Source organism: Mycobacterium sp. RTGN6 (assembly GCF_033804605.1).
Classification (GTDB): Bacteria; Actinomycetota; Actinomycetes; order Mycobacteriales; family Mycobacteriaceae; genus Mycobacterium.
Map to the genome: position 1 here is coordinate 106,159 of NZ_JAPZKZ010000017.1, position 10,255 is coordinate 116,413.

The window sequence follows — 10,255 nt, forward strand, 5'->3', positions numbered from 1 at the left end:
GCGGAGTCGACGTGAGCACGAGTTCGCGGTGACGGAGTAGCCGTGCACCCTGCGCCGGCGTGGAGTCGGTGAAAGTATGCGGGCATGCCGACGGACAACCCACAGACCATCGCCTATCCTGCGCCGGGCGCGCGCACGAGCCGTGGCGAGACCGACGCGCTGGCGCCACACGTCATCGTGCTGTTCGGCGCGACGGGAGACCTGGCCAAGCGCAAGCTGCTGCCCGGCATGGCATATCTGGTGCAATCGGCGCTGGCACCCAAGATCCGTGTGGTCGGTACGTCGCTGGAGGACATGACCGACGACGAGTTCCGCGCGCTGACAAAGGAGGCCGTCGACTCCTTCGGAAGTCACAAGCTGACCGACGAGCAGTGGGCGCACTTCGCCAGCCGAGTCTCCTACGTCCCCCAGGGCGCAGGTCCCGAGGCGCTGGCCGCGGCGGTCGCCGCCGCGGAGGCTGAACTGGGGCCTGAAGTGCAACGGCTGCACTATCTTTCGGTGCCGCCCAAGGCCGCGCGGGCAGTGATCACGATGCTCAAGGACGCCCACCTGGTCGAGCGCTCCCGGGTGGTGATGGAGAAGCCGTTCGGCACCGACCTGGCCAGTGCGATCGAACTCAACGACTTCGTGCACGAGACCTTCCGCGAGCGGCAGATCTTCCGCATCGACCACTTCCTCGGCAAGGAGGCCGCGCAGAACATCCTGGCGTTCCGCTTCGCCAACGGCCTTTTCGAACCGATCTGGAACCGCAACTTCATCGACCACATTCAGATTGACATCCCCGAGACCCTCGGCCTGGATCAGCGGGCCAATTTCTACGAAAGCACGGGCGCCTACAAAGACATGGTCGTTACCCACCTGTTCCAGGTGATGGCGTTCGTCGTCATGGAGCCGCCGACGGCGCTTGAGCCGCGCGCGATCAGCGAGGAGAAGAACAAGGTCTTCCGCTCGATGCTGCCCATCCACTGCTCGGAGGTGGTCCGCGGCCAATACATCGGATACCGCGACGAGACGGGCGTCGCACGGGATTCGGACACCGAGACGTTCATCGCGTTGAAGGTCGGCATCGACAACTGGCGCTGGGCGGGCGTCCCGATCTACTTGCGCACGGGCAAGAAGATGGCCGAGGGCATGCGGATCATCTCGATCGCCTTCAAGGAGGCGCCGCGCACCATGTTCCCGCCCGGGTCCGGCGTCGGCTCGCAGGGGACGGATCACCTGACCTTCGACCTCGCCGACGCATCGAAGGTGTCGTTGTCGTTCTATGGCAAGCGGCCCGGTCCCGGCATGAAACTCGACAAGATGTCGATGCAGTTCTCCACGCAGGAGACCGAGCAACTCGGCGACGTGCTGGAGGCCTACGAGCGGCTGATCCTGGACGCGATGCGCGGCGACCATACGCTGTTCACCACCGCCGAGGGCATCGAATCGCTTTGGGAGCGTTCGGTTCAACTGTTGGAGGACCCGCCTCCGGTGAAGTCCTACCAGCCCGGCACCTGGGGGCCCAACGCGATTCATCAGCTCATCGCCCCCAACGCGTGGCGGTTGCCGTTCGAGCGGGCCTGGCGCGAGAAGAAGAAGTAGGGCAACACTGTCCGATTGCCAGAACCACGCGCCGCCGAACGAACGTGCCCGAATCAACCACCTCAGCGAACGACGGAACCGTACGTCGTGCGGGCAGATTGGCTCGCACGATGCATCACGGACCGTGTGCTGCACGCGCTGCTAGCAAATGCCTATCCGTCACGATGGGACGCTCACCGCCGACGCATGGACCGTAGCCACCGAACGCATCGAAGCCATTGATCATGCTCCTAGCCGACGCGATTTATGCACTGCAGCAATGAGATTCGACTCGATCCGATCGGATCCGGCCGTTCGGGACGTGTTCACATACTCAAGTGGCTACATTGGCGGAGGTGATAGCGAGAACTCTCCGAGCACGTCGGTCAGCGATCTTGATCCTCGTCGCCCTCATCGCGATGGTGCTGACGTCACCGCAGGTGTTCGCCGAGCCCGTGGGCAGCGGTCAGGTGGCCACCAACCCGTCGCTCGGACTGCGCGACCTCGGCACCAGCCCGACCTTGTCGTTCTACGGCCTGCAGGGTGCGCAGTCGCTTGTGATCCCGGTACCGCCCGGGCTGACGCCGGCTGCCGTGACGGCGTCGGTCGAGCTTCCCTTCACGCTGCGAAGGGAGCTTCCCTTCGACCCTCCGATCGGAAGCTTCACGGTGGTTCAGGACGACCGGACGATCTCCCGCGTCGATCTGCCGGGGTCCGACAACGCGGCGATCAGGCTTCCGCTCACCGGCGCAGAGGTGCGCGACAACAGCATCACCGTGCAGATCCGCACCAATCTGCTTCCGCCGGAGGGCTATTGCGTCGCCGACCCGTCAACCCCGCTACGGCTCAACAACACGGCCGTCGACTTCACCGGGACCGAGCGTGTCCCGGCCACCGTCGCCGAGTTCCTGCCGCCCGTCCTGGCGCGGCTCACCATCTTCCTGCCAGCGAGTCCGACCAGGGCGGAGTCCGACGCGGCAGTGCAGCTCACGGCCGCCGTCGTCGCCCACTACGGCGACCAGCCCACCGCGGTGACCGTCGCACGGCTCGACGGCGACGCACCCCTGCCGCAGGCGCAGCCGTTCGAGCGTCAACTCGTCATCCGCGAGAGCGCCGCGGCCGCCGTCCAACTCGAAGGCTCCACCGGCGTGCCCGCGCTGCTCGTCACCGGACCGGCAGACGAGCTGCTCAACCAGGCCCGCCTGATATCCAATGGAGCCCTCGTCCAGCTGGCGTTGAGTTCGAAGGCGGTGGTCGGGCCGCTCGAGAACACCCCGCGACTCGCCGCCGACCTGATGACGCTGCGCGACCTCGGCCAGCCCGGGCCGAAGGCGACGGCCCTGGCCAACCCGCAAGTCAGCATCGCCCTCGACCAGACGCGACTCGGCCGGGCCGCCCACGCGCTGCGCGTCCACCTCGAGGGTTCCTACACCCCGTTGCCGTCCAACCTCAGCGGCCAGTTGGTCGTCTCCGTCAACGGGGAGATCATCGACCGCTGGGCTGCCGAGGACAGCGGGACGATCGACCGCTGGGTCGACGTGCCCGATCGCCTTCTTGCGCGCTTCACCAACCTCGGGGTGGCAATGAACGCGGCGGGCGACACCGGCGGGTGCGGAGAGTCCCAGCCGATCACGTTGACGATCGACGGTGACAGCACCGTCTCGAGCAACGGGGCCGGCCCGCCCGTTCCGCCTGGCTTCCAGTCGATCCCGCAGGCCTTCCTGCCCAGGGTCGAGATCGGCATCACCGACGACGCCTTCGCCGACACCGTCCGGGCGGCCACCATCGTCGCGGGGCTTCAGCGCCTCAGCGCGCTACCCCTCGACACCTCCGTCGTGTCCCTGGCCGACGCCATCGCGTCGCCGAATCCCGCCGTGCTGATCGCCGCGAAGGAGTGGACGGATAGCCGGCTGACACTCCCAGTCGACGCCTCCGACGACACCGCTCGGCTCGACGCGAGAGGCGAATCGGGCGAGCCAGTGTCGCTGACGTTGGCCCCTGGGCTTCGCTTCGGCTCACTACAGACGGTCTACACCGGTGATCGGACGGTGCTGATCGCCACGTCCAACGAGGCGCCCGCGCAGCTCGATGCGCTGCTCAGTTGGCTCAACGCCGACTCGCGGCGCTGGGACCGACTCGATGGTGCCGCGGTGATCGCGCCGCTGGGCCAGGAGCCGGTGACCATCGCGGTGGACACCGCGCCCCCGCCGAAACCACAACTGCAGCAGAGTGATTCGACCCGGTACTGGCTGGTCGGTGCGGGCGTGATCGCCGCCGTCTTGCTCGGGGCCGGCCTGATCTACCTGCGGACCAGGAGTCACCCCGGGTCGTAGCCTCCCCGCCAGACGCAAAAGCCCCTCAATCACTGAGGGGCGTTTGCGTCTGTTCAGCGGAGAAGGTTACTTGGCCTTCTCGAGGATCTCGACGAGGCGCCAGCGCTTGGTGGCCGACAGCGGACGCGTCTCCATCAGCGACACGCGGTCGCCGATGCCTGCGTCACCGTTCTCGTCGTGCGCCTTGACCCGCTTGCTCGTACGAATGATCTTGTCGTACAACGGGTGCTTCACGCGGTCCTCGAGCTCGACCACGATGGTCTTCTGCATCTTGTCGCTCACCACGTAGCCGATGGCCGTCTTGCGACGGTTGCGCGGCGTCTCGGTGCGCGGGGTGTGCCTAGGACCAGGCGTGGTGCCCTTGTCCGTCTTGCTATCTGCCATTACGAATCCTCACCAACGGGTCCGGATGCCAGACCCAACTCACGTTCACGAAGCACGGTGTACACGCGTGCGATCTCTTGGCGCACCACGCGCAGCCGACGGTTGTTGGCCAACTGGCCGGTCGCCATCTGGAACCGAAGGTTGAACAGCTCTTCCTTCGACTCGCGCAGCCGGATCGTCAGCTCTTCCTCGGTCAGCTCGCGCAGCTCTCCTGGCGAAGTTCCCACTGCCATCAGAACTGCTCCTCTCTGGTCACGATGCGAGCCTTGATCGGCAACTTGTGGATGGCGCGCGTCAGCGCCTCCCGTGCGATCTTCTCGTCGGGGTAGCTCAGCTCGAACAGCACACGGCCGGGCTTGACGTTGGCGACCCACCACTCGGGCGAGCCCTTACCGGAACCCATGCGGGTTTCGGCGGGCTTCTTGGTCAGCGGACGGTCGGGGAAGATGTTGATCCACACCTTGCCGCCACGCTTGATGTGCCGGTTGATGGCGATACGAGCGGACTCGATCTGCCGGTTGGTGATGTAGGCATGGCCGAGGGCCTGGATGCCGTAGTCACCGAAGGACACGGTCGTGCCGCCGCTCGCAGTCCCACGCTGGCGCGGGTGGTGCTGCTTGCGGTGCTTGACCTTGCGGGGAATCAACATGACTAGCTCTCCGTGCTCTCTGCCGCCGGCCCAGCCTCGGTGGCGGCGGCCGACGTGTCGGCAGGTGCTTCCTCGCTGGCAGCGCGGCCGGCTTCGGTGCTCGTCGCCGTCGTGCCAGCGGAACCGCTGCGGCGCGGACGCGTGCCCGACGGACGATCGCGACGCGGCCGGTCGGCGGTCGCGGGCACGGCCGCAGCGGCCAGCTCACGCTTGCCACCAACGACGTCACCCTTGTAGATCCACACCTTCACGCCGATGCGGCCGAAGGTGGTCTTGGCCTCGTAGAGGCCGTAGTCGATGTCGGCGCGCAGCGTGTGCAGCGGCACCCGACCTTCGCGGTAGAACTCCGACCGGCTCATCTCGGCACCGCCGAGGCGGCCCGAGCACTGCACCCGGATGCCCTTGACGCTGGGCTGCCGCATGGCCGACTGGATCGCCTTGCGCATGGCCCGACGGAACGCGACGCGGTTGGACAGCTGCTCGGCGACACCCTGGGCCACCAACTGAGCCACCGACTCGGGGTTCTTCACCTCGAGGATGTTCAGCTGAACCTGCTTGCCGGTCAACTTCTCCAGCGCGGCGCGGATGGCGTCGGCGGCCTTGCCGCGCTGCCCGATGACGATGCCGGGACGGGCGGTGTGGATGTCCACGCGAACCCGGTCACGGGTGCGCTCGATCTCCACCTTCGCCACGCCGGCCCGCTCGAGCTCGACCGACCGCGGGGAATCCGGGATCACGAACGGCTCGAAGAGCCGACGACGGATCGCCACGTCTTCCTTGACGTAGTCCTTGTACTGCTTGTCCGCGTACCAGCGGGACTTCCAGTCGGTCGTGATGCCGAGGCGGAAGCCGTGGGGGTTGATCTTCTGGCCCACTAGTCCGAGCCTCCCTTCGAATCAGAGGTCTCAGCAGCCGTTTCGGCCTTCTTCGCCGGTGCCTTCTTGGCTGGTGCCTTCTTGGCGGCGGCCTTCTTGGCCGGCGCCTTGGTGGCGGCGGCCTTGCTGCCCTGGGCGCGACGCGCGCGTGCGGCGCTGGCCGAGGCACCCTTGGCGGCGCCGTCCTTCGTCGGACGGCTCTCGACGATCACCGTGATGTGGCTGGTGCGCTTGCGGATTCGGAACGCACGCCCCTGGGCGCGCGGCCGGATGCGCTTGGCCGTCGGGCCCTCGTCCGCATAGACGGAGGCGACCACCAACGTGGCGGGATCGAGCCCGTCGTTGTTCTGTGCGTTGGCCGCCGCACTCGCGATGGCCTTGGCGACCGGTTCGCTCGCGTCCTGCGGTGCCCACCGCAGGATGTCGAGCGCCTCGGACACGGACTTGCCGCGCACCAGGTCGATGACCCGGCGGGCCTTGCTCGCCGAGACGCGCACGAAGCGCGCCTTCGCCGTCGCAGACGGATATTCAGTCGTCGTACTCATTACCGGCGCTTCGCCTTCCGGTCATCCTTGATGTGACCCTTGAACGTGCGGGTGGGCGCGAACTCGCCCAGCTTGTGCCCGACCATCGACTCGGAGACGAACACCGGCACGTGCTTGCGACCGTCGTGGACGGCGAAGGTGTGACCGATGAAGTCGGGGATGATGGTCGAACGACGCGACCAGGTCTTGATGACCTGCTTGGTGTTCTTCTCGTTCTGGGCGTCGACCTTCTTCAACAGATGGTCGTCGACGAACGGGCCCTTCTTCAGGCTGCGTGGCATCGCTGGGTACTCCTAGCGCTTGTTCTTGCCGGTGCGCCGGCGTCGGACGATGAGCTTGTCGCTCGGCTTGTTCTTGCGGGTACGGCCCTCAGGCTTGCCCCACGGGCTGACCGGGTGACGGCCGCCCGAGGTCTTGCCCTCGCCACCGCCGTGCGGGTGGTCGACCGGGTTCATGACGACACCACGGACGGTCGGGCGCTTGCCCTTCCACCGCATGCGGCCGGCCTTGCCCCAGTTGATGTTCGACTGCTCGGCGTTGCCGACCTCGCCAACGGTGGCGCGGCAGCGCACGTCGACCCGGCGAATCTCACCGGACGGCATGCGCAACGTCGCGTAGGTGCCTTCCTTGCCGAGCAGCTGGACGCTGACGCCAGCCGAGCGGGCCATCTTGGCACCGCCGCCCGGACGAAGCTCGACGGCGTGGATGACCGTACCGGAGGGGATGTTGCGCAGCGGCAGGTTGTTGCCGGGCTTGATGTCGGCGTTGGGGCCCTGCTCGATCACGTCGCCTTGCGAAATACCCTGCGGCGCGAGGATGTAGCGCTTCTCGCCGTCCACGTAGTGCAGCAGCGCGATGTTCGCGGTGCGGTTGGGGTCGTACTCGATGTGAGCGACCTTGGCGTTGACGCCGTCCTTGTCGTGGCGACGGAAGTCGATCACGCGGTAGGCGCGCTTGTGCCCACCACCCTTGTGCCGGGTGGTGATGCGTCCGTGCGCGTTGCGGCCGCCCGTGCTGTGCAGCGGGCGAACCAGCGACTTCTCCGGCGTCGAGCGGGTGAGCTCGGCGAAGTCGGAGACGCTGGAGCCGCGTCGACCCGGGGTCGTCGGCTTGTATTTACGAATAGCCATGTCTGTATGTGTCCTCTGCGCTTCCGCCGGCGGTTAGGCCGGTGCTCCGAACAGGTCGATCGGCTTGCTACCCGCGGCCAACGTGACGATGGCGCGCTTGGTGCCCTTGCGCTGGCCGTACCCGGAGCGGGTGCGCTTGCGCTTGCCCGGCCGGTTGAGGGTGTTCACGGAATCGACCTTGACACCGAAGATCTTCTCGATCGCGATCTTGATCTGCGTCTTGTTCGAGTCCGGGTGCACGACGAACGTGTACACCTCGTCCTCGATCAGTCCGTAGGACTTCTCCGAGATGACCGGAGCCAAGATGATGTCGCGGGGGTCAGTCACGGTAGCCATCAGGCCGACACCTCCTCGTCGTTTTTGCTGTGCGCCGAGATGTAGGCGTCCAACGCTTCGACGCTGAACACCACGTCGTCGGCCTCGAGCACGTCGTACGTGTTGAGCTGATCCGGCGAGAGCACATGCACGCCAGGCAGATTGCGCACACTCTTGGCGCCGACCTCGTCGCTGCGGCCGATGACAACCAACACCTTGCGGCGATCGGTCAGAGCGGCGAGGAACGTCTTGGCGTCCTTGGTCGACGGCGTCTGGCCGCTGATGACCTCGGTGATCGCGTGGATCCGGTCGTTGCGGGCCCGGTCCGACAACGCGCCGCGCAAAGCGGCGGCGATCATCTTCTTCGGGGTCCGCTGGCTGTAGTCACGCGGCTGGGGGCCGTGCACGACGCCACCGCCGGTGAACTGCGGCGCACGCGTCGAGCCCTGGCGAGCCCGGCCGGTGCCCTTCTGCCGGTACGGCTTCTTGCCGCCACCGGAGACCTCACCGCGGGTCTTGGTCGAGTGCGTGCCCTGACGCTTGGCCGCCAACTGAGCGGTGACCACCTGGTGCATCAGTGCGATGTTGGGCTCGACGTCGAACAACTCGGCGGGCAACTCGACGTTGCCGCTCTTCTTGCCGTCCGGCGTACGAACGTCAATCTTCTTCGCAGCCATTACTTCTCACCTCGTTTGATCGCGCTACGGACCATGACGAGTCCGCCGTTGCGCCCGGGGATGGCGCCCTTGATCAACAGCACGCCGTTCTCGGCGTCGACCTTGTGCACCACCAGGTTCTGGGTGGTGATGCGGTCGCTGCCCATCCGGCCCGACATGCGGGTGCCCTTGAACACGCGACCCGGGGTGGCGCAGCCACCGATCGAGCCGGGCCGACGGTGCACGGCCTGTGCACCGTGGGCGGCGCCCTGGCCCTTGAAGCCGTGACGCTTCATGGTGCCGGCGAAACCCTTGCCCTTCGAGGTCCCCGTGACGTCGACATAGCTTCCGTCGGCGAAGATCTCGGCGGTCAGCTCCTGGCCGACCTCGTACTCGCCTGCCGCGGTCTCGTCATCGAGCCGCAGCTCGGCGAGGTGGCGACGCGGGTTCACCCCGGCTGCGGTGAACTGACCGGTGACCGGCTTGTTCACCTTGCGCGGGCTGATCTCGCCGTATGCCAGCTGCACTGCGCTGTACCCATCGCGCTCCGGCGTCCGGATGCGGGTAACGACGTTGGGGCCGGCCTTGACGACCGTGACCGGGACGACCTTGTTGTTCTCGTCGAACACCTGTGTCATGCCCAGCTTGGTGCCCAAAATGCCTTTTCTAGCCATTTGTTTCGGGTCTCCTACTGGATGTTGACGTCGACGCTCGCCGGCAGATCGATGCGCATGAGAGCGTCAACGGTCTTCGGCGTTGGATCGAGGATGTCGATGAGGCGTTTGTGCGTGCGCATCTCGAAGTGCTCCCGCGAGTCCTTGTACTTGTGCGGGGACCGGATGACGCAGTAGATGTTCTTCTCCGTCGGCAGCGGCACCGGGCCGACCACGCTGGCGCCCGTTCGGGTGACCGTCTCGACGATCTTGCGCGCCGAGGCGTCAATCGCCTCATGGTCGTAGGCCTTGAGCCTGATGCGGATCTTTTGTCCCGCCACGCTTGTCCTACCTCACTCTTCACGGGCCCGTGTTCGGGCCTGGTCCTCGTACGCACGCCATCGGGTTTCCCCTCGAGCGCGCGCTGGCTATGCCGCCGCTGTTTACCTGTCTGTGGTTCACCGACCCCCGCGCTCGGGTGTGTCGCCCAAACGCACGCTCGTCCGCGCCGAAAAGATCCGTCACGATCGAGGTGGGACCGGATGTGCCCGCATGGGCACTGGTCGCATGCCCGGCCAGGCGAACCCGGCCCAAGGCAACCCGAACAGTATGCCCTAGAAACTGGCCTACTCCAAATCCCTCGCCAAAGGGGATAGGCCGTGGTCAGTCGTGGTTGTTTGATTGCGTTGAGGGCTGCTCTGGCAACCCAAACCTACCGAGCCTCGCGCCCCGCGTCAGTCGCCACCACCGCCACCGCAGCCACCGCCACCACTACAACCGCCGCCGCCACCGCAGCTGCCGTTGTCGTGGCCTCCGTGGTGACCGTCGCCGCCGCCACTGGAGCTGTCGCTTCCGCTGTCCCAATTCCCGCCACCGCGTCTCCCGCTGCGCCCGAACCACATCGCCAACAGGACGAATACGACGAAGCCGCCTACCACTAGGTAGACCATCACGGCACCTGACCTGCGCTCATTGCGAAGAATCTACGCCGGTTCAGGCCTTGCGTGACGTGCAGTCGGGGGGGGGGCCCCCCCCCGCCGGGGGGGGGCCGGGGGGGGGGGGGGTGCGCGGGGGGCCCGGGCCGCCGCGGGGGGGGGGGGGGGGCCGGAACTACGGCACCGTCGTGTGGTGCCCGGCTGATGATCAGGTCTA

General features: G+C 66.7%; 14 protein-coding genes. 2 read left to right on the plus strand and 12 right to left on the minus strand.

The features are described 5' to 3' along the window. The first annotated feature begins 84 nt into the window (after window positions 1-84). Entirely contained in the window at window positions 85-1,584 is a 1,500-nt protein-coding gene (gene zwf / locus SLQ33_RS32020) for a glucose-6-phosphate dehydrogenase (RefSeq protein WP_319457954.1), read from the plus strand. 374 nt (window positions 1,585-1,958) lie between these two features. After that, the gene (locus SLQ33_RS32025; protein WP_319457955.1) at window positions 1,959-3,896 is read left to right on the plus strand and encodes a cellulose biosynthesis cyclic di-GMP-binding regulatory protein BcsB; all 1,938 of its coding nucleotides are present in this window, start codon (window positions 1,959-1,961) and stop codon (window positions 3,894-3,896) included. 66 nt (window positions 3,897-3,962) lie between these two features. On the opposite strand, the gene rpsQ is transcribed toward SLQ33_RS32025, so the two are convergent. The 12 genes from rpsQ to SLQ33_RS32085 form a co-directional block, all read right to left on the minus strand. Next, the gene (rpsQ, locus tag SLQ33_RS32030) at window positions 3,963-4,280 is read right to left on the minus strand and encodes a 30S ribosomal protein S17 (protein ID WP_319457956.1); all 318 of its coding nucleotides are present in this window, start codon (window positions 4,278-4,280) and stop codon (window positions 3,963-3,965) included. After that, a complete protein-coding gene (gene rpmC / locus SLQ33_RS32035) occupies window positions 4,280-4,513 on the minus strand; it encodes a 50S ribosomal protein L29 (protein WP_319457957.1) in 234 nt (77 codons plus the stop codon). Before rpmC ends, rpsQ begins: the two co-directional genes overlap by 1 nt. Next, window positions 4,513-4,929, minus strand: a complete 417-nt coding sequence (gene rplP, locus SLQ33_RS32040; RefSeq protein WP_319457958.1) for a 50S ribosomal protein L16 — start codon at window positions 4,927-4,929, stop codon at window positions 4,513-4,515. The genes rpmC and rplP overlap by 1 nt, the downstream gene beginning before the upstream one ends. Window positions 4,930-4,931: 2 nt before the next feature. Beyond that, complete coding sequence (rpsC, locus tag SLQ33_RS32045; protein ID WP_319457959.1) at window positions 4,932-5,804, minus strand: 30S ribosomal protein S3; 873 nt, start codon at window positions 5,802-5,804, stop codon at window positions 4,932-4,934. Beyond that, window positions 5,804-6,349 (minus strand): 50S ribosomal protein L22, encoded by a 546-nt coding sequence (gene rplV / locus SLQ33_RS32050; RefSeq protein WP_319457960.1) that lies wholly within the window; start codon window positions 6,347-6,349, stop codon window positions 5,804-5,806. Before rplV ends, rpsC begins: the two co-directional genes overlap by 1 nt. Beyond that, entirely contained in the window at window positions 6,349-6,630 is a 282-nt protein-coding gene (rpsS, locus tag SLQ33_RS32055; RefSeq protein WP_083410212.1) for a 30S ribosomal protein S19, read from the minus strand. Before rpsS ends, rplV begins: the two co-directional genes overlap by 1 nt. A 12-nt stretch (window positions 6,631-6,642) precedes the next feature. Further along, on the minus strand, window positions 6,643-7,479 hold the full coding sequence (gene rplB / locus SLQ33_RS32060) for a 50S ribosomal protein L2 (protein ID WP_319457961.1): 837 nt from the start codon (window positions 7,477-7,479) through the stop codon (window positions 6,643-6,645). Window positions 7,480-7,512: 33 nt separating this feature from the next. Beyond that, on the minus strand, window positions 7,513-7,815 hold the full coding sequence (rplW, locus tag SLQ33_RS32065) for a 50S ribosomal protein L23 (RefSeq protein ID WP_319457962.1): 303 nt from the start codon (window positions 7,813-7,815) through the stop codon (window positions 7,513-7,515). Further along, window positions 7,815-8,471, minus strand: a complete 657-nt coding sequence (gene rplD, locus SLQ33_RS32070; protein ID WP_319457963.1) for a 50S ribosomal protein L4 — start codon at window positions 8,469-8,471, stop codon at window positions 7,815-7,817. The genes rplW and rplD overlap by 1 nt, the downstream gene beginning before the upstream one ends. Further along, a complete protein-coding gene (rplC, locus tag SLQ33_RS32075) occupies window positions 8,471-9,124 on the minus strand; it encodes a 50S ribosomal protein L3 (protein ID WP_319457964.1) in 654 nt (217 codons plus the stop codon). The genes rplD and rplC overlap by 1 nt, the downstream gene beginning before the upstream one ends. A gap of 14 nt (window positions 9,125-9,138) precedes the next feature. Further along, complete coding sequence (gene rpsJ / locus SLQ33_RS32080; RefSeq protein WP_003925843.1) at window positions 9,139-9,444, minus strand: 30S ribosomal protein S10; 306 nt, start codon at window positions 9,442-9,444, stop codon at window positions 9,139-9,141. A gap of 393 nt (window positions 9,445-9,837) precedes the next feature. Further along, entirely contained in the window at window positions 9,838-10,053 is a 216-nt protein-coding gene (locus SLQ33_RS32085) for a hypothetical protein (RefSeq protein WP_319457965.1), read from the minus strand. Window positions 10,054-10,255 lie beyond the last annotated feature (202 nt).